This is a genomic window from uncultured Luteimonas sp. (assembly GCF_947492465.1).
GTDB lineage: Bacteria > Pseudomonadota > Gammaproteobacteria > Xanthomonadales > Xanthomonadaceae > Luteimonas.
Genome location: NZ_CANLNF010000002.1, coordinates 432,122 through 456,860 on the forward strand (window position 1 = coordinate 432,122; position 24,739 = coordinate 456,860).

The following is a 24,739-nucleotide window of genomic DNA, read 5'->3' on the forward strand; positions in this document are numbered from 1 at the left end:
CGCCGTCCCATTCGCGCGCGAACGCGCGGGCGCGGTCCCGGATTTCGTTGAGGCTCAGCGACACTGGCCGTTCCCCCGGTTGCTCACAGCGGCTGTGCCCCTTCGCTGAGGATGTCCAGATAGCGACTGTAGGCGAAGACCCGGTGCCTTTGCTGGCCGGTGACCTCGTTGACGATCTCCAGATCCTGCAGCGCGCGCACGGCTGCGCGGATGGTGGGCGCGCTGAGCGGAATCTGCGGCGCGACCTGCGGCACACTCATGACGATCCGCCGCGCGAACTGGTCGAACACCAGTCCGATGTTGCCGGCACGACTGCCCAATGCACCGATCCGCGCCCGGTCCTCGGCCAGCAGCTTGAGCAGACGCTGCGCGGTATCCACCGCCTGCTGTGCGGTGTCGGCCACGCCGTCGAGGAAGAACCCCAGCCAGCCTTCCCAGTCGCCCTGCACGCGCACATTGTTCAAGTGCTCGTAGTACTCGGTGCGGCGGCGCTTGAAGTACAGGCTGAGGTAGAGGCTCGGGTCACGCAGCACGCCTTCGTTGCACAGGATGAGCGCGATCAGCAGGCGACCCAGCCGGCCGTTGCCGTCGCCGAACGGATGGATGGTCTCGAACTGAACGTGCGCCAGCGCCGCCTTCACGAGCGGCGGCATTCGGCCGGGGGGTTCATGCAGGAACCGCTCCAGCGCCGCCAGCGCATCGGGCAGGGCCTCCGGCGGTGGCGGCACGAAGTGCGCCAGGGCGGGCGACGGGCCACCGATCCAGACCTGTCCCTTGCGGAATTCCCCGGGCTGCTTCGTGGCACCGCGCCCGCCGCGCAGCAGCAGTGCGTGCATTTCACGGATCAGGCGCAGGGACAGCGGGAAGTCGTCCTCGCGCAGGCGACGCAGCCCGTGCTTGAGCGCGGCCACGTAGTTGGAGACTTCCTCGACATCGTCGACTGGTACGCCCGGCGCGGCATCCGCCTCGAACAGGAGCAGGTCGGACAGGGAAGACTGCGTACCCTCGATCTGCGAGGACAGCAGCGCCTCCTTGCGCACGTACTGGTACAGGAACAGTTCGGGGTCGGGCAGCATCAGGGTGATGCCGTCCAGCCGCCCCAGCGCCTGGTCGGCCCGTTCCTTGCGCGCCACCAGGTCCGCGGCCGAAAAGTCGAGCGGCGGCTGGGGCGGCAGCGGATCGGGGATGAAAGCCTGGTAGCGGCTTCCCGCGAGGGAACCGGGAACGTAGTGGCCCGTCGTCCTTTCAGGCATGTTCTTTCCTTGCAGCGGGAAGCCGCTGGACAAGGAAAACTATACCGCAGATTTTTTCCTTGCTTGCTGGGCTCGTCCTCGCAAGGGAAATGCTTCTTCCGCGTCAGCCCAAACGACAAAGGGCCGGACAAGCCGGCCCTCGTCTCAACCGCCTGCGGCGGGAATCACCAGACTACTTCTGCCATCGAGCAGTTCAGGCCGGAGCCGATGCCCAGCAGGGCCACGCGGTCGCCCTTCTTCAGGCGGCCCATCTCGCGCAGCTTGCTCAGCACGATCGGCACGGACGCCGGACCGATGTTGCCGTGTTCGCCGAAGATGGTCAGCACCTTCTTGGGATCGATGCCGATCGCCTTGGTGAACGCGGCGGTGTGCACCTTGCTGACCTGGTGGATGACGAACTGGTCCAGTTCCTCGGCCACCCAGCCCAGCGCCTGCTTGGCGGCGCCGAAGGTCTTCTGCGACAGCTTGATGCCCTCGATCAGCAGCATGCGGGTGTCGGTGACCATGCCGTCGAGATTGCCGCGGCACAGCTTGTTCCATTCGGTCGCGGCGCGGGTGACGCCGCCGCGGTAGCGCGGCGCGCCCGGTGCGAGTTCGGCGCGCGCCAGCACCATGGCCGCGGCGCCGGAACCCAGGGTCAGGGTCGCCAGTTCGTTGCGGAACTGTTCCTCGGTCGCATCGGCGCTGGTGAGGCGCTCGAGGGTCTTCTCGTAGGCCAGGTCGGCGGTCTCGCCGTCGACGATCAGGGCGTAGTCGATCTCGCCGCGCTCGATCATGCGGCTGGCGATGTCCATGCCGTTGATGAAGGCCAGGCAGGCGTTGGCGACGTCGAAGTTCTGGCAGGTGTCGGGGAGGCCGAGGTTGCCGGAGACGATGCTGGCCGTGGACGGTTCGAGGTAGTCGCGGCTGACCGAGGTGTTGACCAGCAGCCCGACCTTGTCCGGGTCGATGCCGGCATCGGCCAGCGCCTTGACGCCGGCCAGGGTGGCCACGTCGGAGGCCTGCACGTCGTCTTCCCACAGGTAGCGGGAGTGGATGCCGGCCACTTCGCCCAGCACGTCGATGCGGATGCCGAGCCGGTCGAGGGTCGGCCGCAGGCGCTCGTTGATCTCGGCCGAGGACAGGCGACGCGGCGCGTCGATGTGGGCCAGGCCGGCGATGGCGACGTGTTGGAAGAGCATGGGCTGGGCAGCCGGTGACGGATACGGAGCCGTATAGGGTACCGCCTTCGGGGCCGGCCCGCATGGAACTGGCTGAATCGCGGGCCGGCCGGGCGCCGGGAAACCGTGGCGTGGTGCGGTTTCCCCGAGGGCCTGTCGACGCGGCCGGGACGGCCGGACCCCCGTCGCCCGGGCCCGGAAGTGGGCGCCAGCTGCTGGATGCGGCCGGCGTGCCCACTGCCCGGCGCCCGGACGGGAGCGAAACGGGAGCGTGTGCGGCCTCGGGCAGCGCCTCAGCGGCCGCAGCGCCAGGCGGCGAAGCGCTGGCTGCCGCCGCTGGGGCCGGCGAGCGGGTGGATGGTGTCGGCCTGCAGGCCCGGGGCCTCGTTGCGGGCCAGGGTCTCGAGTTCGTCGCGGACCTTGATCGGGTTGCGGTCGATGAAGGCGATGGAGTGCTTGACCGACACCTCCACCTCGCCGCGCTTCTCGCAGCCGCCCGGGGGGCCGCTGACGACCTTCACGGCGCTGGCGCCGGGCGCCATGTGCACCCAGGTGCAGGCAGACAGGACCAGGGCCAGCGGAACGATCAGGATCATGCGCATCAGGGCTTCCTCGTGGATGTCGGGGCGCGGGCGCGGCCATTGTGGCGGGCATCGATCGCGCGGATGGGGACGCGGCAGGCGGCGATAGCGTGGCTGTTCATCCTGGCGGTGCTGCGCCGCGCCGGCACCGTTGATCTTCCGCGGCACCGCCAGGGCCGGGCTGGACGTGCTCCACGGGGACTTGCAGAAGCCTGCGCTGCCACCCGGCCTCGGCGGCAACCCTCGTGCGCAACGACCGGCCGGGCCCGGCGGCGCGGCTGGCCCGCACGGCGATCGCGCCGCCCCACCTGCATCCGGGGCGGCGGCGACGCGATCACTCGCGGACGGGCTGGCCGTCCGCGTCGATGACCTGCACCGGGCCCAGCTCCAGCGCGCGGACCGCCGCTTCGGTCTGGGCGAGGTCGCCGACCACCACCCAGGTCAGCGCCTCGGGACGGATGCTCGTGGCCGCTTCGGCCAGCTGCTGCGGGGTGGCGGCCTCGACCTCGGCCTTGCGCCGCAGCACGTAGTCGTCCGGACGGTCGAAGCGGACGATCCCGCCGATCGCGCCCATCACCGACCATGCCGTCTCGTAGGCGCCGGGCAGGCTCAGCGTCTGGATCGCCTTGACCCGCGCCACCTCGGCCTCGCTCGGCGGCTGCGCGCCGCTGGCGAACTGGCTGATCTCGCGCTGGATTTCGGCCATCGAATCGGCCGTGCGGTCGATCTGCACCGGCGCCGACACCATCCAGCGGCGCTGGCCCAGCGCGCCGCCCAGCGAGCTGTTGGCGCCGTAGGACCAGTGCTTGTCCTCGCGCAGGTTCATGTTCAGGCGCGCGGTGAAGTCGCCGCCGATCACGCCGTTGGCCAGTTCCAGCCACACCGCGCCCGGGTCGCGCGTGCCGGGCACCAGGTGCGCGGCGAAGATGTTGGCCTGGACCGCGCCGGGCTGGTCGATCAGGAACACGCGCGGCGCCTGCGGCAGCGCGACCTGCGGCACCTCCACCTGGGCCGGCGCCGCGCCCTGCCCGCGCCAGTCGCCGAAATGGCGCTCGAGCTGCGGCACGATCTCGTCCAGCGTGGTGTCGCCGACCACGATCAGGGTCGCGTTGCGCGGCTGCACCCAGCGCTGGTGGAAGGCGAGCAGGTCGTCGCGGTCGAGCGACGCGATCGAGGCCTCGGTGCCGCTGCCGGGCGCGCCGTAGGGGTGGCTGGCGCCGTAGAGCAGCGCCGGCAGCACGCGCATCGCCATGCCGGCGGGCTGCGCCTTCTGCTGGCGGATGCCGGCGATCCAGGTCGCCTGGACGCGGTCGATCTCGGCCTGGTCGTAGTTCGGGCGGCGCACCATGTCGGCGAACAGCGCCAGCGACGGATCGAGGTTCTCCTTCAGCGCCGACAGCCAGGCGTTGCCGCCGTCCTGCGAGGCGCCGGCGCCGAGGCTGGCGCCCAGCGCTTCGGCGCGGTTGGCGAATTCCAGCGAACCGATGCCGGCCGCGCCCTCGTCGAGCAGGTCCATGGCGAAATCGGCCACGCCCTCGCTGCCGTCCGGATCGCTGCTGTAGCCGCCGTGGAACTCGTAGCTCAGCTGCACCACCGGGATGTCGTGGCGCTCGGCCAGCACCACCTGCGTGCCGTTGCCCAGGGTGGCGCGCTGCAGCGCGGGGAACGTCAGCTCGGGGAAGCGGGTGGTCTTCGGCACGCCCAGGCTGCGGTCGACCGCGGCGGGCGTGGCGCTGAACTTCGGATCGGGCGCGGGCAGCTCGAACGGTGCCGGAACCGCCGCCGGAGCCTCGGCCAGCGCGGTGCGCTCGCCGGGTTCGACCACGATGGTGTGGCTGCCTGCGCCGAGCCATTTCGCGCCGACCGCCTGGATGTCGGCGGCGGTCGCGCCGGCGTAGTTGGCCAGCTGGGTGCGGAAGCAGCCCGGATCGCCCTCGAACACCGCGCATTCGGCCAGCACGTCGGCCTTGCCGCCGAAGCCGCCGATGCGCTCGACGCCGCGGATGAAGCCGGCGCGGATCATGGTGCGGGCGCGCTCGAGTTCTTCCGCGGTCGGGCCCTTCGCCACCAGCCGCGCGATCTCCTCGTCGATGATCGCCTCGACCCGGCGCGGATCGACACCCTGCTTGACCGTGGCCACGATGTAGAAATTGGAGCCCAGCTGCGAGGGGCCTGCCATCGCGCTGATGTTGTCGACCAGCTTCTCGCCGTGCAGCAGGCGCGTATCCAGGCGCGAGGACTTGGCCCCGCCCAGCACGTAGCCCAGCACCTGCAGCCGGTCGAGCTCGACGCTGCCGGTTTCCGGCACGTTCCAGACGCGGTAGATGCGCGGCTGCGGCACCTTGTCCTGCATCACCTCGCGCGTGGTCTGCGCGCGGCGCGCCACGTCCACCGCCGGCTGCGACATGGTCGGGCCGGCCGGGATGTGGCCGAAGTACTTCGCCACCTTCTCCTTCGCGGTCGCCACGTCGATGTCGCCGGCCAGCACCAGCACCGCGTTGTTGGGGCCGTACCAGGCGTGGAACCACTGCTTCACGTCGTCGAGCGAGGCGGCGTTGAGGTCGTTCATCGAACCGATGACGCTGTGGCCATAGGGATGGCCGGCGCCGTACAGCGCCTGGGTCATCTTTTCCCAGACCTGGCCGTAGGGCTGGTTTTCGCGCTGGCGCTTCTCGTTCTGCACCACGCCGCGCTGCTCGTCGAGCGCGGCCTGGTCGATCGCGCCAAGCAGGTGGCCCATGCGGTCCGATTCCATCCACAGCGCCATGTCCAGCGCGGTGGTCGGCACGTTCTGGAAATAGTTGGTGCGGTCGGTGTTGGTGGTGCCGTTCTGGCTGGTGGCGCCGACGGCGCGGAACGGATCGAAGAACTCGCCCGGATGGTGCTCGCTGGACTGGAACATCAGGTGCTCGAACAGGTGGGCGAAGCCGCTGCGCCCGGCCGGTTCGTCCTTGCTGCCGACGTGGTACCAGATGTTGACCGCGACGATCGGCGCCTTGCGGTCGGTGTGGACCACCACGCGCAGGCCGTTGGGCAGGGTGAAGCTGTCGTGGGCGATGTCGACGACCGGCACGGCCACGTCCGCCGCGGCGGCTGGCAGCCCGACCAGGCCGGTCCCCAGGGCCAGGCCGAGGGCGGCGGAAAGCAGCGCGCGGCGCGCGGGGTGGCGGTGGGGTGCGTTCGACGACATGCGGTGGCTCTTGGGTTCGGTGATTGCCCATCTTAGCCGCGGCCCCAGGGGCGCCTCGCGGGCCGGAAGTCCCCCACCACGCCCCATGCACCGGTGCGGGCGCACACTGGCGCCATGCCTGACCACCCTGCCCTCGTGACCGGCGCCAACCGCGGCCTCGGCCTGGAGTTCGTCCGCCAGCTGCTGGCCGCGGGCCGCCACGTGGTCGCCGCCTGCCGGCATCCGGGCAAGGCGACCGCTCTCAACCAGCTGGCCGGCGAGCATCCGGGGCGGCTGCACGTGCTGCCGCTGGACGTGGCGGCGCCACGCACGCATGCCGAACTCGCCCGCGAACTGCCGCTGGTGCTGGGCGACGAGGGACGCCTGGACCTGCTGATCAACAACGCCGGCGTGCTGCATTCTGGCGAACGCTTCGGCCACCTCACCCTGCCGAATTTCGAGGACAGCTTCCGCACCAACGCGGCCGGCCCGCTGCTGCTCACCCAGGCGCTGGCGCCGCTGCTCGCCGACGGCGCGCGCGTGGTCAACCTGTCCTCGGAACTGGGATCGATCGGCACGACCACGCGCTTCGGCACGCCCAGCTACAACATGGGCAAGGCCGCGCAGAACATGGCCACCGTGCTGCTGTCGCATGCGCTGGCCGATCGCGGCATCGTCGTGGCCGCGCTGCACCCGGGCTGGGTGCGCACCGACATGGGCGGCGAGAAAGCTTCGCTGGCGCCGGCCGACGCCGCCGCCGGGATCCTGCGCGTGGTCGCGGGCCTGAAGCCGGGCGACAGCGGGCAGTTCCTGGACTGGCAAGGGCGGGCCATGGCCTGGTGACGGCGGCGCCTGGGCGACAATGAGCGCCCTGCATCCGCGGCCCGACCCGTGTTCGACCTGCTGCTCTTCCAGCCCGAGATCCCGCCCAACACCGGCAACGTGATCCGGCTGTGCGCCAACACCGGCGCGCGCCTGCACCTGATCCGCCCGCTGGGCTTCGACCTGGACGACCGCAACCTGCGGCGCGCGGGCCTGGACTACCACGAGTACGCCACGCTGCGGGTGCACGATTCGCTCGACGCGGCGCTGGCGGCCATCGCGCCGCCGCGCCTGTTCGCGCTCAGCACGCGCAATAGCGTGCGTTACGACCAGCCACGCTACGCGGCGGGCGATGCCTTCCTCTTCGGACCCGAAACCCGCGGCCTGCCCGCGGAGGTGCTGTCGCGGGTGCCCGGGTCCCAGCGCCTGCGCCTGCCGATGCGGCCGGACAACCGCAGCCTCAACCTGTCCAACGCGGTGGCGGTGGTGGCGTTCGAGGCGTGGCGGCAGCTGGGCTTCGAAGGAGGCGGTTGAGGCTCGGCGACCGCGCCGGGTGTCACGGCGCCATCCCGCGGAGCGCGGGCGGGCCGCCTTCTTGCCATTGATCGCCGGTCACCAGCGCCGGATCCACCGCAGCGGATGCTGAAATCCGCACGTCGGCCGGTGCCCGCGGCGACCGCGCCCCCCGGCCGCGGCCATCGGCGGATCGGAGCCGCCAGCCCGTATCGGGCGTTCCGGTAAGCCATCGTCGAGGCAGGCAGCGACGAGCCGGCCTCGCGCGGCAACAGGCATAATGCCGGAGGCCGCGAGACGGCGCCGTCCGGTCCGTTCTCGCGCTGGCGCCATTGCCGCGTCGCCCGTCCGCGAGATCGCCGCCATCGACGTCCCCCTGCTTCCCCAGCAACTGCAGAGCCTGTTCGATCCGCTGCCGGACGTGGTGTTCTTCGTCAAGGACGCCGACTGCCGCTACGCGCACGTCAACCAGACCCTGATCCAGCGCCTGGGCCTGCCGCGGCGCGAGGACATCCTCGGCAAGAGCGTGCTGGAGCTGTACCCGGCCAGCCTCTCGGCCACCTACATCGCCCAGGACCGCCGCGTGCTGGCCGGCGAGGTGATCGAGAACCTGCTGGAACTGCAGCTCTATCCCAACCGCATGCGCGGCTGGTGCCTGACCTTCAAGCAGCCGCTCTACCAGGACGGGCGCATCGCCGGCCTGATCGGCATCTCCCGCGACCTGGGGCAGCCGGACAACCAGCATTCCTCGTACGCGCGCCTGCAGCAGGCGGTAAGCCACATGCAGGCCCATTTCCACGACCCGCTGCGGGTGCAGACCCTGGCCACGATCGCGGGCGTCTCGGTGTCGCAGCTGGAGCGGCTGTTCAAGCGCGTGTTCCAGATCACCCCCCAGCAGATGCTGACCAAGCTGCGGATCGAGACGGCGATGCGCCTGCTGCATACCGGGGCCAGCATCGCCGAGATCGGCCAGGCCTGCGGCTTCTCCGACCAGAGCGCGTTCGCGCGCCAGTTCAAGTGCACCGTGGGCATGCCGCCGCGCGATTACCGGGCACTGGCGCGGCGCTGAACCACTCCGTGCGGGGGTCCGCGGGCGCGTCGCGCGCCGTGGCCGGGATCGAAACGTAAGATTTCATGAACCGTCCAGTTCAGTATTCAGCCGGGGTTGCGCCGCGGTGACCAGAATCCGCTTGCCGCCCCGGGTGGAACCGTTTTCCCCGACGGTTGGCTCCCTCCCCCTCCCGCCCGGGGCGGCCCTTTTTCCCCGACTGCAGAACAAGAGGAAGCCGATGAAGCGTTCCCTGGTCGCCATGACCCTTGCCGCCGCGCTCCCGTTCGCGGCCACCGCCGCCGACGGCGTGTCCTACAACTACGTCGAGGCCGGCTACGCCGCCACCAACCTCAGCGACGGCCTGCCCGATGCCGACGGCTTCGGCACCCGCGCCTCGGTCGCGTTCCACCCCAATTTCCACGTGTTCGGCGATTACTCGAACCAGGAATTCGACGACACCGGCATCGACGCCGACCAGTGGCGCGTCGGCCTGGGCTACAACCACGAGATCTCCCCGCGCGCCGACCTGCTCACCCGCGTGGCGTACGAGAAGGTCGATTTCGGCAGCCTCGGCAGCGCCGACGGCTGGAGCGTGGAAGCCGGCGCGCGCGGCGCGCTTGCGAGCAATTTCGAAGGCTATGCGCTGGCCGGCTACCAGGATGGCGACGAGATCGACGGCGACTTCTACGGCCGCCTGGGCGCCACCGTACAGTTCAACCGGAACTGGGGCCTCAATGGCGACGTGAAAGTGAGCGACGGCGACACCGCCTGGTTCGTCGGACCGCGCTTTACCTGGTAAGGGCTGGAAAAGGGCGGCATCGCCCCCATCCAGTCAGCACGCGGCGTTGCCCTCCCTCTCTCCCGACGTCGCGCGTGGCCCGGCCGGAAACGGCCGGGCTTTTTTGTGGGCCGGTTCCCGTGGGGATCGTCGGGCCTGGCCGCCCGGACGCGCCGCGATGCGGCTCGATACGGGACTGCACCCGCCTGCGCGGCGGCATGCCTTGAATCCAGGGGACGTCGTCGGCACCAGGGCGCCCGGTGTGGCACCGGGACCGGTCCGGCGCGGTCAGCGCTCGGACTGTTCGAACAGCGCTTCGGCGTATTCGGGCTTGCGCTCGCGGGCCATCAGCCGGGCCAGGCCTTCGGCCGGGGTGATGTCGCCGTGCAGCACGTCGCGCACGTTGCTGGAAATCGGCAATTCCAGGCCGTAGCGGTCGGCCAGGCGCATGACTTCGTCGGCGGTCTGCACCGATTCGACCACCTGCCCGATCTCGCGCACCGCCTCGGCCACGCTCTTGCCGCGGCCCAGGGCCAGGCCCAGGCGGCGGTTGCGCGACAGGTCGCCGGTGCAGGTGAGCACCAGGTCGCCGAGGCCGGCCAGGCCCATCAGCGTTTCCGGGCGGCCGCCGATCGCGGCGTTGAGCCGCAGCATCTCGTTGAGGCCGCGGGTGACCAGGCCGGTGCGGGCGTTGAGGCCCAGTTCCATGCCGTCGGCCACGCCGGTGGCCACGGCCAGCACGTTCTTCATCGCGCCGCCGAGTTCGGCGCCGCGCATGTCGCTGCCGGTGTAGGCGCGGAACTCCGGGCCATGCAGCACGTCGGCCACCTGCTGCACGAACACCGCATCGTCGCCCTGCACGGTCACCGCGGTCGGCAGGCCGAGGGTGACTTCCTTCGCGAACGACGGTCCGGTGACCACCGCCAGCGGCACGTCCTCGCCCAGCACGTCGGCCGCGACCTCGTGCAGGAAGCGGCCCGAACCGGGCTCGAAGCCCTTCGCCGCCCAGGCCACACCGGCACGCGCCGGGCGCAGCGGCGCCAGCGCATGCAGGGTTTCGGTGAAGGCGTGCGAGGGCACGACCACGAGCACCAGGTCGGCCTCGCGCACCGTGGCGGCGAGGTCGGTGGTCGCGCGCAGCGAGGCCGGCAGCGGGATGCCGGGCAGGTAGCGCGGATTCTCGTGGCGCCGGTCGATCGCCTCGGCGACCGCCGCGTCACGGCCCCACAGGATCGTGGGATGGCCGTGGCGGGCGATCAGCGAAGCAAGCGCGGTACCCCATGAGCCCGCGCCAAGGACCGCGACCCGGACGGTCGGGCTGGACATCGATCAGGCGTTGCCGGCCGTCTCGCTGCTGGCCAGGTCGCCGCCGGGCTGCTGCGCCTGGCGCTGGCGCAGGCCTTCGGCATACAGCGCGTCGAAGTTGATCGGCTGCAGCAGGAACGGGGCGAAGCCGCCGGCCTGGATCAGTTCGCCGATCAGCTGGCGCGCGTAGGGATACAGCACGTTCGGGCACTGGGTGCCGAGCAGCGCGTCGAGCACGTTGGGTTCGAAGCCGGCCAGGCCGAACACGCCCGCCTGCTGCACCTCGACCATGTACACCGAATTGCCGTCGCCTTCGCCGGCGGTGCAGGTCAGGGTCACGCCCAGCACCACTTCGTAGGCGTTCTCGCCCAGGCGCTGGACGCGCTGGTTGAGGTTCATGTTGATCTGCGGCTGGGTCTGCTCGTTGAACACCAGCGGCGCCTTGGGCGACTCGAACGAGACGTCCTTGACGTAGATCTTCTCGACGCTGAACTGCGGGCCGGTGGGCTGCTGCGCGGGCTCGGCGCCGCCATTGAGGGCTTGGTCGGACATCCTGGTACTGCTCCGGTATCTGGGTCGGAAAGAGGGCGATTATCGCACTTCGAAACTCAGCCGCGGCCCTTGGCCAGCGGCAGGTCGGCCTGCAGCCAGCCGCCGATGCCGCCGTCGAGCACGAACACGCGCTCGAAGCCGGCCTTTTTCAGCCGCTTGGCGGCCTCGCCGGCGCTCTGCCCGGTCTTGCACACCAGCACCACCGGCAGGCCCTTGGCCGCGGCCAGGCGCTTGTTCTCCGGGTCGAACTGGCTCATCAGCACGTTCTTCGAGCCGGGGATGTGGCCCTTCTCGAAGTCCGCGATCGCGCGCAGGTCGACGACCAGGGCGTTGTCGCGGTTGACCAGCGCGGTTACCTCGGCCGGGCGCACCACCTTGAAGCTGCGCGTCAGGCGTGCGATTTCGGTGACGATGATCGCGCCCGTCAGGCCGGCGAAGGCCAGCGCGAGCATCTGGTTGCGGCCGGCGAAGGCCATCAATTCCTGGAAGTCCACGGCGGATCGGCTGTGCGGAAGGGGACGGGATTGTCGCACAGGGGCGCGGCGGCGGGCCGGCGCCCTTACAGGGGCCGCGCCTGCCGCCGGCGCACGGGACCGGCCGCGCGCCGGAGCGCTATTCGCCCGCCCAGAAGTCCGGCAGCCCGCCGGTGATCCACCAGGTTTCCTTCTCCGCGTCGTAGCGCCACTGCTCGGTGTAGCGCACGGTGCGTTCGGCCATGGTGTGGCGGTTGATCACGCCGATCTCGATCTCGCGCATCGCCTCGGATTCGCCGGGGCTGGAAGCCAGGTCGCGGTAGTGCGAGACCTGGATCTGCCGGTAGCGCTCGAGCTGCAGGTCGTCGAGCGGATGGGCCTCGCGCCAGTCGGGGTCGACCAGGTTCCAGGCGCCCTCGAAATCGTTCCAGCGGATCGCGGCCGACCACGAATACTGCGCGCGCTGCAGCGCGGACATCTCCTTGCCGGTGCTGGCGCAGCCGGCCAGCAGCAGCACCGCGCACGCCATCCACCACAGTCGCCATCCGCGCATCGCCACTCCCCCGCTGGTCGTCGCCGTCATGCTAGCAGCCGCCGGCGCGCCAACTGTCCGGATCAGCCGCGCCGCGGGATCGCCACGTAGCGCGACGACGCCTGCGCGGCGACGCCGCCGTCCGGCAGCAGCACCTGCGCCTGCAGCGTGGCGCGTGCGCGGCCACGGTTGCGCAGGGTGGACAGGAACACCGCCCAACCCCCGTCCGCCTCGATCCACGCTTCGGCGAGCAGGTCGGCGCGCAGCGGGGTCAGGTAGCGCAGCTGCGCGTCGGCGACGTAGACCTCGGCATCGAGTCCGGCCTGCTCCACCTGGAGCGCGGTCAGGCCCCAGGCCGCCAGCGTCATCAGCGACGCCAGGCTGCCGCCGAACGCGCTGCCCTTGTCGTTGACGTTGGCCGACAGCGGCGCGTGCAGCCGCAACCGCCCCTGCGCGTAGCCGTCCACGCGCGGCTGCAGCGCGCGCGCCGGCGGCATCGCCAGCAGTTGCGATTGGAGGCGGTGCAGGGCACCGTCGGACAGGTCGGTCATGCGCCAGGGAATCCGGAGAGAGGACGTCGGGTGCTTGCGACGCGCGGGAGCAGCGACCAAGCTGGCCAGCATGCCGCAGGACACCACCGCGCCGAAGCAGCGCGCATGCTACGTGATCTCGCTGCGCCCCGTCGGCGGCCACGCCCCGATGCGCCGCGCCGCCGCCGCGCACGGCATGCGCGTACTCGCATTGTCGCCATGGCGGATCGAAGCGCGCGACGACCGCGCGACGCGCGCCGCGCTCGCCGAGGCGCTGCAGGCCGATGTCGTGCTGTTCACCAGTCCGGCCGCCGTGCACGCGGCGGCCGCGCTGCGGCGGTTGCGCACCCGGCGCGAGCAGGCGTGGGTGGCGGTCGGCGCCGGCACCGCGGCGGCCCTGCGCCGCGCCGGCGTCGCGGAAGTGGCGGCGCCGTCGCGGATGGACAGCGAAGGGCTGCTGTCGCTGCCGGCGCTGCAGCAGCTGCGCGGGCGCAGCGTCGGCATGGTGACCGCACCCGGCGGTCGCGGCGTGATCGCACCGACGCTGGCGGCGCGCGGCGCGCGCGTGCTGCGCGCCGAGGTCTATGCGCGGATCCCGGTTGCGCCCTCGCCGGTGGCGCTGGCCCGGCTGCGCGCGCTGGACGGGCCGGCCTGCCTGGCCCTGAGCAGCGGCGAAGCGCTGCAGCGGCTGCTGCAGTCGCTGCCGGCCGGGCTGCTGTCGCGCCTGCGCCAGGCGCGGGTGCTGGCCGCGAGCCAGCGGCTCGCCGCGCTGGCGCGCGCGTCGGGCTTCACCGACGTGCACCTGGCCACCGATGCGCGGCCGGCCTCGCTGCTGGCCGCGGCCGCCGCGGCGTGCGACTGACGTTCCAGCTCCGATAGCATGCGCAGCCCCCCAAGTCCGCAATCCCGATGAGCGACAGCGCCCCCTCCCCCGACACGTCGCGGCCACGCCGCAGTGCCGGCCGCCCCTGGCTGTTGCTGGTCGTGGCCGCGCTGCTGGCGCTGGGCGCCTATGCGGCCTACCGGTGGAACGCGGCGCAGGCCGCGCAGGCCGAGATCGCGGCCGGCGACCGCCTGCGCATCGACGCGCTCGAACAGCGCGCCGACGCGCTGCGCCGCGACCAGCGCGCGCAGACCGCGCGCCTGCAGCAGGCCGAAGCCACCAACCGCCTGCTGCGCGAGGAACTGATCGGCCTCGGCCAGCGCGCCGCGCTGATGGAAGACAGCGTGCGCAAGCTCGCCGACCCCGCGCTGCATGCCGGCCAGGCGCTGCGCCTGGACGAGGTCGAACTGCTGCTCGCCCAAGGCCAGCAGCGGCTGCTGCTGGCGGGCGACCTGGACGGCGCGCGCCGCGCCTACGCGCTGGCGGCGCAATTGCTGGACGGCGTCGCCGACCATGCCCGGCTCGACCTTCGCCAGGCGCTGGCGCAGGAGCGCGCCGCGCTCGACGCGCTGGGAGAGGACCCCGGCGCCATCGCCGCCGGCCGCCTCGAGGCGTTCGCCGCCTCCCTCCCGGCGCTGCCCCGGCAGGCCGCGCCGGCCCGCGCACGGGCGTGGTGGGACCGGACCCTGTCGCGGCTGGTGGACGTGCGCCCCACCGCCTCGGCGGTGGCGAGCGATCCGGCCGACCGCGCCGCCGGGCTGGCCGCGCTGCAGCTCGAATTCGGGCTGGCGCGCGCCGCCATCGAGCGCCGCGACGAGGACGCCTACCGCGCCGCGCTGGCCCGCGCCGACGGCTGGGTCGTGCGACTATGGCCCGGATCGGCCGGGCGTGAGCGCCAGCGCGCCGCGCTGCAGGCCCTGCAGGCGCAGCCGCTGTCGCTGCAGTTGCCCACCCTGGGCAGCACGCTGGAGCAGCTGCGCCGGCAGCGCGGCGGCTGAGCGTGCATTCAGCGCGTCCACGCCACCTCAACACGCGGCACGCGAGTCTGGCCGCTGCCCGGAACGCCTGGACGACGAGGATGCTGCCATGAACCTGTTCCGCACCCTGCTGCTCTGGCTCGTGCTGGCCCTGGCCGGCGCCCTGGCCGCGCAACTGCTGCTGTCGCAGGACCCGGGCACCGTGCTGGTGCGCTGGCGCGGCTACGACTACACCACCACCGTGCTGGTCGCCGTGGCCCTGCTGTTCGCCGCCGCGTTCGCGCTGTGGTTGCTGTGGACGCTGCTGGCGCTGCCGTTCCGGGCCTGGGGCAGGCACCGCGACACCCGCGCCCGTGCGCGCATCGGCGACGGTCTTGACGCGCTGCACCAGGGCCACTGGTCGCGGGCCGAGAAGCTGCTGGCGCAGGCTGCCGAGGACGAACGCGTGGAATCGGCGGCCCGCCTGGGCGCCGCCGAAGCCGCGGTGGCGCGCGGCGACCACGCCGCCGCACGCACGCACCTGGCCGGCTTCGGCGAACGCCACCCGGCGCTGCGCGCGATCGCCACGGCCGAGCTGGCGCTGCGCGAACAGCGGCCGACCGATGCGCTGGTCGCGCTCGACGCCCCTGCGGCGCAGCCGCTGCCGCCGCGCGGCCTGGCGCTGCGCGCGGAAGCCCTGGCCGCCAACGGCCAGGCGGCCGAAGCCTGGGGTCTGCTCGGCGCGCTGCGCAAGCAGCACGCCTGGCCGGCGTCGATGCTGGACGAGCGCGAACTGGCCTGGGCCGAAGCCTCGCTGCGCGAGGCGCCCGACGCCAATGCGCTGGCGGAACGCTGGGATGCCCTGCCCAAGACCCTGAAGACCGAACCGGCCGTGGTCGACGCCTATGCCGGCCGCGCCGCCGCCTTCGGCTGGGAGGACGCGGCCACCCGCAGCATCGAGCACGCCCTGGACACGCGCTGGGACGAAGGCCTGGCCGGCCGCTACGCCCAGCTGCCGGTGGGACGCGTGGAGCATCGCCGCGCCCAGGTCGAGCGCTGGCTCAAGGCCCATCCGGGCAGCCCGGCGCTGCTGTCGGCCCTCGCCCGCCTCGCCCAGGACGGCGGCGACTGGCCGCAGGCCGAAGCCGCCCTGCACCGCGCCCTTGCCCAGGGCGGCGGCAGCGATGCCTGGGAGGCGCTGGGCGATGGTTACGCGCGCAGCGGCGATGAATACCGCGCGCGCCAGTGCTACGCCAACGCACTGGCCGCCAGCCGCGGCCAGGCGGTGGTGCCGCTGCCGCCGCGCGAACTGCACGAGCGGATCGCCGACGAGGCGCTGGTCGAGGACCGCGACGAGCACGGCCTGCCGCGCCTGCGCGAGTAGCCCTGCAGCGCCGGCCGGCGGCCGCACGCGTGGCATAGTGGACCGATGCCCGATGCGTCCGCGCTGCCCCTGCTGTCGCTGACCACCGCGCTCGGCGCCGGGCTGCTGATCGGCCTGCCCTACGAGCGCCGCAAACGCGACGACCCCGCCATTGCCGCGGGCCTGCGCACGCACACCCTGCTGGCCCTGGCCGGCGCGGTCTCGCTGTGGATCGGCGTCCCGGCCTTCATCGCCACCCTGCTGCTGGGTGGCAGCTTCGCGGCGCTGAGCTACCTGCGCACCAGCGCGCACGACACCGGCATCACCGCCGAGGTCGCGATGCTGTGCAGCACCCTGCTGGGCGGGCTTGCGATGCGCGCGCCGGGCGTGGCGGCTGCGCTGGCGGTGCTGGTCGCGATCCTGATCTACGCCAAGCCGCGCCTGCACCATTTCAGCCGCGAGCACCTCAGCGACCGCGAGATCGGCGACGGCCTGGTGCTGCTGGCCTTCGCGCTGATCGTGCTGCCGCTGCTGCCGGACGCACCGATCGGTCCGCACGGTGCGATCAACCTGGCCACGGTGTGGAAGCTGGTGGTGCTGGTGATGGCGATCGGCGCGCTTGGCCACATCGCGCTGCGCCTGGTCGGCGTCCGCTGGGGCCTGCTGCTGTCGGGCTTCTTCGCCGGCTACGTGTCCTCGACCGCGGCCACCGCCGGCTTCGGCCAACGCACCCGGGCGCAGCCGGCGCTGCTCACGTCCGCGGTGGGCGCCACGATGCTGTCCAACCTGGCCTCGCTGAGCCTGTTCGTGCCGGTGCTGCTGGCGGTCTCGCCGGCGCTGCTGCGCGCCGCCGCATGGCCGCTCGCGGCCGCGGCGGCGGTGCTGCTGGCCGGCGCGGGGCTGGGCCTGCATCGCGGTGGCCATGTCGACGTGCCGCCGCCCACGGCCGACACGCGCATGTTCCGCATCGGACAGGCGCTGGGCCTGGCGGCGCTGATCGCGGGAGTGCTGTTCCTCTCGCAGCTGGCGGCGCAGTGGCTGGGACCCGGCGCGGCGCTCGTCGCCGCCATGCTCACCGCGCTGGCCGAACTGCATGCCGCCGTGGCGGGCGTGGCCACGCTGTTCGCCAACGGCACCATCGACGTGGCGCAGGCGCGCTGGGCGCTGGTCGGCCTGCTCGCGGCGAGCACCGTGGCCAAGTCGGTGGTGGCGTTCGCCAGCGGCGGTCGCGCGTTCGGGCTGCGCGTGGCGCTCGGGCTGTCGGCGACCACGCTTGCCGCGGCGGCGGCCACCGGCGCAGGCTAGCGAGGACCATCGCAACGGAGCGCGCCATGTTCCAGAAGCTGATCCCGAAGATCTTCTACGACCGGCTGCAGGACGGCCTCGATTTCTTCGTCGAGGCGCTCGGCTTCGGTGTCGACTACCGCGACGCGACGATGGCCGTGGTCTCGCGCGATGGCGCCAAGGCCTATCTGGTCGAAAGCCCCGAGTACGCGGCGAAGGACCGGCCGGAACTGGCGATCGAGACCGACGATGTCGATGCGGTGTACCGCGAGATGGCGGCGCGCGCGCCGCAGCTGCTGCATCCCGATGCCAGCCGGGTGGAGCGCAAGCCCTGGGGTGCGCGCGAGTTCGCGATGCTCGACGGCACGACCGTCTGCGTGAACTTCCGCCAGTGGCCTGACGCGCCGCCGCCCGGGCACTGAACATGCACGCCAGCGCGCCCCGGCGAAACGCGCTGACGCGAAGCCAGCTCAGCCGGCGTCGAGTTCGGCCCAGCGCGCGTAGGCCGCGTCGAGTTCGGCCTGCAGGGTCGACAGCGCGTCGTTGGCCGCGGTGATCGCCGCGCTGTCCTGCTGGAAATAGGCCGGATCGTTCATCGCCTCGCCGCGCGCGGCGACCTCGGCCTCCAGCCGTTCGATCAGCGCCGGCAGCTGTTCGAGCTCGCGCGCTTCCTTGTAGCTGAGCTTGCGCCTGGGCGGCGGCGCCGCCGCTGGGGGCGCGGGCGCTGGTGCGGGCCTGGCGGCGACGGTGGCGACGGTGGTGGCGCCCGGCGCCGGCCGCTGCCGCAGCCAGTCGGTGTAACCGCCGACGTATTCGCCGAGCCGGCCGTCGCCTTCCAGCACCAGGGTGCTGGTGACCACGTTGTCGAGGAAGTCGCGGTCGTGGCTGACCAGCAGCAGCGTGCCCTTGTAGTCGAGCAGCAGCTCCTCCAGCAGCTCGAGCGTCTCCACGTCGAGATCGTTGGTCGGTTCGTCCATCACCAGCAGGTTGGACGGCTGCGCGAACAGGCGGGCCAGCAGCAGCCGGTTGCGTTCGCCACCGGAGAGGCGGGTGATCGGCGCACGCGCGCGCTCGGGCGTGAACAGGAAGTCCTGCAGGTAGCCGATCACGTGCTTGCGCGCGCCGTTGATCTCGACGAACTCGCGGCCCTCGGCCACGTTCTCCAGCGCGGTCAGCGACTCGTCGAGCTGGCTGCGGTGCTGGTCGAAGTAGGCGACCTGCAGGCCGGTGCCCTGCTTCACCTCGCCCCGCTGCGGCGCCAGTTCGCCCAGCAGGATCTTCAGCAGGGTCGACTTGCCGGCGCCATTGGGGCCGATCAGGCCGACCCGGTCACCGCGCATGATCGTGGTCGACACGTCGTCGAGCAGCACCCGGCCCGAATAGGCATGGTGGATGCCGGTCGCCTCGATGACCTTCCTGCCGGAGGATTGCGCCGCGGCCGCCTCCATCTTCACGTTGCCCGACAGCTCGCGCCGCTGCGCGCGCTCGCGGCGCAGCGCCTTGAGCGCGGTCACCCGGCCCTCGTTGCGGGTACGGCGCGCCTTGATGCCCTGGCGGATCCACACTTCCTCCTGCGCCAGCAGCTTGTCGAAGCGCGCGTTCTCCATCGCCTCGGCATGCAGGCGCTCCTCGCGCCGGCGCAGGTAGTTGTCGTAGTCGCCGGGCCAGCTGGTCAGCTGGCCGCGGTCGATCTCGACGATGCGCGTGGCCAGCGCGCGCAGGAAGCTGCGGTCGTGGGTGACGAACAGCAGGCTGCCGGCGAACGACCTGAGGAAGCCTTCCAGCCAGGCGATGGCCTCGATGTCGAGGTGGTTGGTGGGTTCGTCCAGCAGCAGGATGTCGGGCTTGCGCGCCAGCGCCTGGCCCAGCAGCACGCGCCGCTTCATGCCGCCCGAGAGCGCGGCGAAGTCGGCATCGCCGGGCAGTTCGAGCTGTTCGATCACCTGGTTGATGCGGCGGTCCAGGTCCCAGCCGTTGCGGGCCTCGATCCGGGTCTGCGCCTCGCCCATGGCCGCCATGTCGCCGGCGTCGAGCGCATGGTGGTAGCGCGCCAGCAGCTCGCCGAGCTCGCCCAGGCCCTGCGCGACCACGTCGAACACGGTGCCGTGCGCGTCGGCCGGCACTTCCTGCGCCATCCGCGCCACGACCACGCCCGACTGCAGGCGGACCTCGCCGTCGTCGGGCCTGAGCTCGCCGGCGATCAGGCGCATGAGGGTGGACTTGCCGGCGCCGTTGCGGCCGACGATGCAGACGCGCTCGCCCGATTCGATGGAGAGGTCGACGTGTTCGAGCAGCAGCGGACCGCCGACGCCATAGTCGACGCGCTGGAGTTGGAGTAGGGACATGGCGCAATTCTACCGGGGCGGCCGGTCGGCAGGCGCGCCGCGCCCGCCGTGGCGTCGCGTAGGCTATGGCCGACGCGACACGCGTTGCCGGCACACTTGCGCATGCTCCACACCGATCTCGCCACCCGCGCCTACAACCAGGGCTGGCGCCTGGACCCGATCGTCCGCAGCCTGCTGGACACGGACTTCTACAAGCTGCTGATGCTGCAGATGATCTGGCGGCGCCATCCGGACGTGCAGGCGACGTTCGAGCTGATCAACCGCAGCCGGAGCGTGCGCCTGGCCGACGACATCCCCGAGGAGGAGCTGCGCGCCCAGCTCGACCACGTGCGCAGCCTGCGTTTTTCCCGCGGCGAGCTGATCTGGCTGGCCGGCAACACCTTCTATGGCCGCCAGCACATGTTCGCGCCGGAATTCCTGGCGTGGCTGGCGCAGGTGCAGCTGCCCGAGTACGAGCTGTCCCGGCGCGACGGCCAATACCTGCTGCGTTTCCCCGGCCCGTGGATGCTGACCACGCTGTGGGAGATCCCGGCGCTGGCGATCGTCAACGAATTGCGCGTGCGCGCCGCGCTGCAGGGCCGCGGCCGCTTCGCGCTCGATGTCACCTACGCGCGCGCCAAGGCCAAGCTGTGGGCCAAGCTCGAACGGCTGCGCCAGCTGCCGGACCTGGTGCTCTCGGATTTCGGCACGCGCCGCCGGCATTCGTTCCTGTGGCAGCGCTGGTGCGTGGAAGCGCTGAAGGAAGGCCTGGGCGAGCGCTTCATCGGCACTTCCAACGTGCTGATCGCGATGGAAAGCGACCTGGAGGCGATCGGCACCAACGCGCACGAGCTGCCGATGGTGATGGCGGCGCTGGCCGACGGCGACGAGGCCCTGCGCGCCGCGCCCTACCGCGTGCTCGAGGAGTGGCGCGAGCTGTATTCGGGCAACCTGCTGATCGTGCTGCCCGACGCCTTCGGCACCGCCGCCTTCCTGCGCGACGCGCCGGACTGGGTGGCCGACTGGACCGGCTTCCGTCCCGACAGCCTGCCGCCGATCGCGGCCGGCGAGCAGGTGATGGCGTGGTGGCGCGAGCGCGGGCGCGATCCGCGCGACAAGCTGCTGATCTTCTCCGACGGCATGGACGTGGATTCGATCGAGCGCAGCTACCGGCATTTCCACGGGCGGGTGCGCATGAGCTTCGGCTGGGGCACCAACCTCACCAACGACTTCCGCGACTGCGCGCCGTTCGCCACCGCCGCGCTCGATCCGATCTCGCTGGTGTGCAAGGTCACCGAAGCCAATGGCCGCCCGGCGGTGAAGCTGTCCGACAATCCCGCCAAGGCGACCGGCGATCCGGACGAGATCAAGCGCTACCTGCGCGTGTTCGGCGGCGACGGCCGCAGCGAGGCACCGGTGCTGGTGTAGCGGCGCAGGCGTCGATCGAGGGCGCCCGCAACCGCGGATAACGCCCCGCGCCGCCGCATCCGCGGCCGGCGCCGGCCGCGCTCAGCGCTCGAGGATCGCCACCACGCCCATGCCGCCGGCGGTGCAGATCGAGACCAGGGCGCGGCCGCCGCCGCGTTCCTTCAGCTGCTTGGCGGCAGTGGCGACGATGCGCGCGCCGGTCGCGGCGAACGGATGGCCGGCGGCCAGCGAGGAGCCGACCGGGTTGATCCTGTCCGGATCGATGCGGCCCAGCGGCGCGTCCAGGTGCAGGCGGGCGCGGCAGTAGTCCTCGCTCTCCCAGGCGCGCAGCGTGCACAGTACCTGCGCGGCGAAGGCTTCGTGGATCTCATAGACATCGAAGTCCTGCAGGGCCAGGCCGTTGCGCGCCAGCATCTCCGCCACGGCGATGGTGGGCGCCATCAGCAGGCCTTCGCCATGGACGAAGTCCACCGCCGACACGTGCACGTCGCGGATGTGGCACAGCACCTCGTGGCCGTGCGCGGCGGCCCAGGCGTCGCTGGCCAGCAGGCAGGCGGCGGCGCCGTCGGTGAGCGGGGTGGAGTTGGCGGCCGTCAGCGTGCCGCGGCCGGACACCTTGTCGAAGGCCGGCTTGAGCGTGGCCAGCTTCTCCAGCGAGGTGTCGGGGCGCAGGATGTTGTCGCGCGCGACGCCGCGGAAGCTCACCACGAGGTCGTCGAAGAACCCGCGCTCGTAGGCCGCGGCCAGCTTGCGGTGCGAGGCGACCGCCAGCTCGTCCTGCGAGTCGCGCGAGATGTTCCATTCCTTGGCCATGTCCTCGCAGTGCTCGCCCATCGACTTGCCGGTGCGCGGCTCGGCCACGCCGGGGAAGTCGGGCTTGAGTTCGCGCAGGCGGAATCCCTTGAACGCGGCCAGCTTGCCCTGGGTGGTCTTGGCCGCGTTGGCGTCCAGCAGGCGCCGGCGCAGCGACTTGCCGTAGACGATCGGCACGTCGGACGTGGTGTCCGAGCCGCCGCCGATGCCCGACTCGATCTGGCCGGTGGCGATCTTCGTCGCGATCAGGTTGAGGCTGTCGAGCGAGGTGCCGCAGGCGCGCTGCAGGGTGATGCCGGGGGTCAGCGCCGACAGGCCGGAGGACAGCGCGGCCTCGCGGCCGAGGTTCCAGTCGGACGAATGCTTGATCACCGCGCCCATCGCCACTTCGCCGAGCTGCTGGCCGTGCAGGCCGAACTTCTCGACCAGGGCGCCCAGGGTGCGCACCGACATGCCCAGGTTGCCCACGTCCGCGTAGGCGGTGTTCTGGCGGCAGAACGGAATGCGGACGCCGCCCAGCACGGCGACGGGACGACCTTGCAGCATCGTGGGACCTCTCGGGTGCGGGCCCGCCGGCGGCGGCAGGCATAATCGGCGAGTCTAACGTACCGTGGCGAATGGGCCGATGAACGAGGATCACATTGGCGGCGCGCATGCTGCCGCGCGCCTGCCGGGCAACATCGTCGCCGGCCTGGTGGCGCTGGAGCTGGCGCCGGGCAGCCGCATCGGGCGCGCGGCGCTGGCCCAGGACCAGGGCGCGCGCCTGGCCGCGCTGCTCGGCCGCGACCTCGCCGCGCTGGTGCCGGACGTGCGCAGGCTCGACCTGTGCCTGGCTGCCGCGCACTTCGATCCGGCCGAAGCCCTGCGACCGGGCTGGCCGCTGCACCGGCGGCTGATGGAACTGCATGCGCGCGCGCCGCGTGGCGGTGGCGAGCCGCGCATCATCGCCTTCGGCGCGGATGCCGGGGGCGAGGTGCCGCAGCCGCTGGCCGACGAGCCCGCGCTGCGCGGCGGCAGCCTGCGCGTGCTGCCATTCCTGCTGCACGGCGACCCGGAGGTGGCCGGCGACGTGGCCGAGGCCTTCGAGATCCGCCTGCTCGACGCCGGCATGGCCCAGGCCGATACCGCCCTGCTGCTGCAGGACGCGTTCGAGGCCCGCATCGAGCATGCCCGCTGCCTGACCCTGCACGACCTGGCGGCCATGGTCGCGCTGCAGTACGAGCACCTCGGGCTGGCGCCGCTGTGGCCCTTGATCGAGACCGCATTGCTGTCGCCGCAGCACGAGGCGCTGCTGGATGCGGTACCCGAACCGGTGCTGCACTATGCGGGTGGCGAGGCGCGGATGGCGCTGTTCTCGCCAGCGGCGTGGCGCGAACGCTACCGCCCCGACAGCGACGACACGGAGCGGCTGCGGCGCATGTTCGGGCATTTCGAGACGCGCCAGCGCCAGCTGGCCGCGGTGCTCGGCGCGCACGGCATCGACGTGGTGTTCGTTGAGGCCGATGCCGCGGTGGACGCGCGGACGCTGTAGGAAAGCGACGCTACGGTCCCTCGACCCTCCCTCACGGACGGAGGGGGCCCAAAGGCGCAATCGTCGCGCACGACCCGTTCCACCCCGCCCCTTCCCCTGCGCGTCGCCCCTTGCGGGGCGAGTCGACGCGATGGCGGTAGCGGTCCGTCCCTCGCCCTCCCCCGCGCGCGAGGAAGGGTCGGGGGCCACCGCAGGAACGGAGACTACTGCGCCGCGATCACGCCGCAGGCCAGGCGTCCGCCGGCGTTGCCGGTTGGCTGGGTGGTGTAGTCGTCGGGATCGGCGTGCACGATCACGCCCTTGCCGACGATGTCGGTGCCGGACCCATCGCCCAGGGTCACGCCCTGCAGCAGGGTGTCGACGGTGGCCACGCCCTGCGCGTTGGCGCTGATGTTGTCGCTGTCGCCGGCATGGTGTTCGCCCTGGCCGACGCGGCCATGCGCGGTGGAGGCCGGGTTGAAATGGCCGCCGGCGCTGCTGGCGTCGGGCGCGCTGCAGTCGCCGTTCTCGTGCACGTGGAAGCCGTGCTCGCCGCCCTGCAGGCCGGTGACCTGGCCGGTCACCCGCACTCCGCCATCGACCGAGGTGAACTCCAGCGTCCCGGCGACGCTGTTGCCCTCGGTGGCCTGGAGCGTGGCGCTGGCACGGGCGGAAACCGCCTCGCGCATCATGTCGGCATTGCCGGTCGCGGCCGCGTCTTCCACAGACGCCGGTGCTTCGGCCGGTGCGGCAGGCGCGTCGACCGGGTCGGGTTCGGCCGGTGCCTGCGGCTGGCAGGCGGCAAGCAGCAGGGCGGCGGGCAACAGCAGCAGCCGGGCGTGGCGCATGGCGGGATCTCCTCGCGAATGGGGACGCGAGGGTAGCCCGATCGTCATTTGCCGGCAGTGATGACGCCGCAGGCCACGCGCGCGCTGATCGCGCCAGGGGTCGCGCCGAGCACCAGCAGCGCGCGGCCGAGGATGTCGTTGTCCGCGCCGCCGCCCAGCACCGCGCCGCGCAGCAGCAGGTCGACCGTGGCCACGCCCTCGGGATCTGCGACGATGCGGCCGGGACTGGTGCCGACCGCGCCATCCTGGCGTGCCCCCGCCAGTGGATCGTAGTAGCGGCCCGCGCTGCGCGCGTCGACCGCGCTGCAGTCGCCGCGCTCGTGCACCTGCAGGCCGTGCGCGCCGTTGCGCACCAGGCCACCGACCTGGCCGCGCACGCGCACGCCTTCGGCGGCCTGCACCATCACCATGCGCCCGCTCACCAGGCTGCCGGAGGCCGAGGCCAGGTTGGCGATGGCGCGCGTAACCGTACCCGCTTCGGCGATCTGCCGCGGCGGCGGCGGCGCCGGTCCGGCTGCGGGTCGGGGGGCGGAAGCGCAGGCGGCCAGCAGCGCGGCCGTGCAGGCGGCCAGCAACAGGCCGCGGGAATGGGGGGATCGGGACATGGATGG

General features: G+C 72.2%; 24 protein-coding genes. 11 read left to right on the plus strand and 13 right to left on the minus strand.

The window, feature by feature from the left end:
* Window positions 1-83: 83 nt before the first annotated feature.
* From Q0863_RS06955 to Q0863_RS06970, 4 genes are all read right to left on the minus strand, one after another.
* Window positions 84-1,253 (minus strand): Fic family protein, encoded by a 1,170-nt coding sequence (locus Q0863_RS06955; RefSeq protein ID WP_298576743.1) that lies wholly within the window; start codon window positions 1,251-1,253, stop codon window positions 84-86.
* Between the two features lie 164 nt (window positions 1,254-1,417).
* Window positions 1,418-2,434, minus strand: a complete 1,017-nt coding sequence (locus Q0863_RS06960; protein ID WP_298576745.1) for a 3-oxoacyl-ACP synthase III — start codon at window positions 2,432-2,434, stop codon at window positions 1,418-1,420.
* Between the two features lie 272 nt (window positions 2,435-2,706).
* Window positions 2,707-3,015 (minus strand): DUF4156 domain-containing protein, encoded by a 309-nt coding sequence (locus Q0863_RS06965; RefSeq protein WP_298576747.1) that lies wholly within the window; start codon window positions 3,013-3,015, stop codon window positions 2,707-2,709.
* A 313-nt stretch (window positions 3,016-3,328) separates the two neighbouring features.
* On the minus strand, window positions 3,329-6,184 hold the full coding sequence (locus Q0863_RS06970; RefSeq protein ID WP_298576748.1) for a pitrilysin family protein: 2,856 nt from the start codon (window positions 6,182-6,184) through the stop codon (window positions 3,329-3,331).
* Window positions 6,185-6,298: 114 nt separating this feature from the next.
* On the opposite strand from Q0863_RS06970, the gene Q0863_RS06975 reads away from it, so the two are divergent.
* From Q0863_RS06975 to Q0863_RS06990, 4 genes are all read left to right on the plus strand, one after another.
* Window positions 6,299-7,006, plus strand: a complete 708-nt coding sequence (locus Q0863_RS06975) for an SDR family oxidoreductase (protein WP_298576750.1) — start codon at window positions 6,299-6,301, stop codon at window positions 7,004-7,006.
* Window positions 7,007-7,015: 9 nt separating this feature from the next.
* A complete protein-coding gene (locus Q0863_RS06980) occupies window positions 7,016-7,519 on the plus strand; it encodes a tRNA (cytidine(34)-2'-O)-methyltransferase (protein ID WP_298577072.1) in 504 nt (167 codons plus the stop codon).
* A gap of 334 nt (window positions 7,520-7,853) precedes the next feature.
* Entirely contained in the window at window positions 7,854-8,567 is a 714-nt protein-coding gene (locus Q0863_RS06985; RefSeq protein WP_298577074.1) for an AraC family transcriptional regulator, read from the plus strand.
* Window positions 8,568-8,787: 220 nt separating this feature from the next.
* Entirely contained in the window at window positions 8,788-9,348 is a 561-nt protein-coding gene (locus tag Q0863_RS06990; RefSeq protein ID WP_298576752.1) for a diffusible signal factor-reguated Ax21 faimly protein, read from the plus strand.
* A 267-nt stretch (window positions 9,349-9,615) separates the two neighbouring features.
* Here the strand turns inward: Q0863_RS06990 and Q0863_RS06995 are convergent, their stop codons facing one another.
* From Q0863_RS06995 to Q0863_RS07015, 5 genes are all read right to left on the minus strand, one after another.
* Window positions 9,616-10,653, minus strand: a complete 1,038-nt coding sequence (locus tag Q0863_RS06995; RefSeq protein WP_298576754.1) for an NAD(P)H-dependent glycerol-3-phosphate dehydrogenase — start codon at window positions 10,651-10,653, stop codon at window positions 9,616-9,618.
* Window positions 10,654-10,656: 3 nt separating this feature from the next.
* Window positions 10,657-11,184: a protein-export chaperone SecB gene (gene secB / locus Q0863_RS07000; protein ID WP_298576755.1), complete on the minus strand. Its 528-nt coding sequence runs from the start codon at window positions 11,182-11,184 to the stop codon at window positions 10,657-10,659.
* A 56-nt stretch (window positions 11,185-11,240) separates the two neighbouring features.
* A complete protein-coding gene (locus Q0863_RS07005; RefSeq protein ID WP_298576756.1) occupies window positions 11,241-11,678 on the minus strand; it encodes a rhodanese-like domain-containing protein in 438 nt (145 codons plus the stop codon).
* Between the two features lie 118 nt (window positions 11,679-11,796).
* Window positions 11,797-12,240: a hypothetical protein gene (locus Q0863_RS07010; protein WP_298576758.1), complete on the minus strand. Its 444-nt coding sequence runs from the start codon at window positions 12,238-12,240 to the stop codon at window positions 11,797-11,799.
* Between the two features lie 32 nt (window positions 12,241-12,272).
* Window positions 12,273-12,740: a YiiD C-terminal domain-containing protein gene (locus Q0863_RS07015; protein WP_298576760.1), complete on the minus strand. Its 468-nt coding sequence runs from the start codon at window positions 12,738-12,740 to the stop codon at window positions 12,273-12,275.
* Between the two features lie 70 nt (window positions 12,741-12,810).
* Between Q0863_RS07015 and Q0863_RS07020 the strand changes: the two genes are divergently transcribed.
* The 5 genes from Q0863_RS07020 to Q0863_RS07040 all read left to right on the plus strand — a co-directional run bounded on the left by Q0863_RS07020 (window position 12,811) and on the right by Q0863_RS07040 (window position 17,627).
* Window positions 12,811-13,581 (plus strand): uroporphyrinogen-III synthase, encoded by a 771-nt coding sequence (locus Q0863_RS07020; RefSeq protein WP_298576762.1) that lies wholly within the window; start codon window positions 12,811-12,813, stop codon window positions 13,579-13,581.
* A gap of 47 nt (window positions 13,582-13,628) precedes the next feature.
* Window positions 13,629-14,600 (plus strand): hypothetical protein, encoded by a 972-nt coding sequence (locus tag Q0863_RS07025; RefSeq protein ID WP_298576764.1) that lies wholly within the window; start codon window positions 13,629-13,631, stop codon window positions 14,598-14,600.
* Between the two features lie 88 nt (window positions 14,601-14,688).
* Window positions 14,689-15,942 carry a heme biosynthesis HemY N-terminal domain-containing protein gene (locus Q0863_RS07030; protein ID WP_298576766.1) on the plus strand — a complete coding sequence of 418 codons (1,254 nt, stop codon included), beginning with the start codon at window positions 14,689-14,691 and terminating at the stop codon, window positions 15,940-15,942.
* A 45-nt stretch (window positions 15,943-15,987) separates the two neighbouring features.
* Window positions 15,988-17,226, plus strand: coding sequence for an MgtC/SapB family protein (locus Q0863_RS07035; protein ID WP_298576768.1), 1,239 nt, complete (start codon window positions 15,988-15,990; stop codon window positions 17,224-17,226).
* Between the two features lie 26 nt (window positions 17,227-17,252).
* Window positions 17,253-17,627, plus strand: a complete 375-nt coding sequence (locus Q0863_RS07040) for a VOC family protein (RefSeq protein WP_298576769.1) — start codon at window positions 17,253-17,255, stop codon at window positions 17,625-17,627.
* A gap of 48 nt (window positions 17,628-17,675) precedes the next feature.
* Here the strand turns inward: Q0863_RS07040 and Q0863_RS07045 are convergent, their stop codons facing one another.
* Window positions 17,676-19,550: an ATP-binding cassette domain-containing protein gene (locus tag Q0863_RS07045; protein ID WP_298576771.1), complete on the minus strand. Its 1,875-nt coding sequence runs from the start codon at window positions 19,548-19,550 to the stop codon at window positions 17,676-17,678.
* Between the two features lie 102 nt (window positions 19,551-19,652).
* On the opposite strand from Q0863_RS07045, the gene pncB reads away from it, so the two are divergent.
* A complete protein-coding gene (pncB, locus tag Q0863_RS07050; RefSeq protein ID WP_298576773.1) occupies window positions 19,653-20,957 on the plus strand; it encodes a nicotinate phosphoribosyltransferase in 1,305 nt (434 codons plus the stop codon).
* Window positions 20,958-21,038: 81 nt separating this feature from the next.
* On the opposite strand, the gene Q0863_RS07055 is transcribed toward pncB, so the two are convergent.
* A complete protein-coding gene (locus tag Q0863_RS07055; RefSeq protein WP_298576775.1) occupies window positions 21,039-22,316 on the minus strand; it encodes an acetyl-CoA C-acetyltransferase in 1,278 nt (425 codons plus the stop codon).
* A 79-nt stretch (window positions 22,317-22,395) separates the two neighbouring features.
* On the opposite strand from Q0863_RS07055, the gene Q0863_RS07060 reads away from it, so the two are divergent.
* Complete coding sequence (locus Q0863_RS07060) at window positions 22,396-23,301, plus strand: hypothetical protein (RefSeq protein ID WP_298576777.1); 906 nt, start codon at window positions 22,396-22,398, stop codon at window positions 23,299-23,301.
* A 203-nt stretch (window positions 23,302-23,504) separates the two neighbouring features.
* On the opposite strand, the gene Q0863_RS07065 is transcribed toward Q0863_RS07060, so the two are convergent.
* Window positions 23,505-24,128 (minus strand): superoxide dismutase family protein, encoded by a 624-nt coding sequence (locus tag Q0863_RS07065; RefSeq protein ID WP_298576779.1) that lies wholly within the window; start codon window positions 24,126-24,128, stop codon window positions 23,505-23,507.
* 44 nt (window positions 24,129-24,172) lie between these two features.
* Entirely contained in the window at window positions 24,173-24,733 is a 561-nt protein-coding gene (locus Q0863_RS07070) for a superoxide dismutase family protein (protein ID WP_298576781.1), read from the minus strand.
* Window positions 24,734-24,739: the final 6 nt, after the last annotated feature.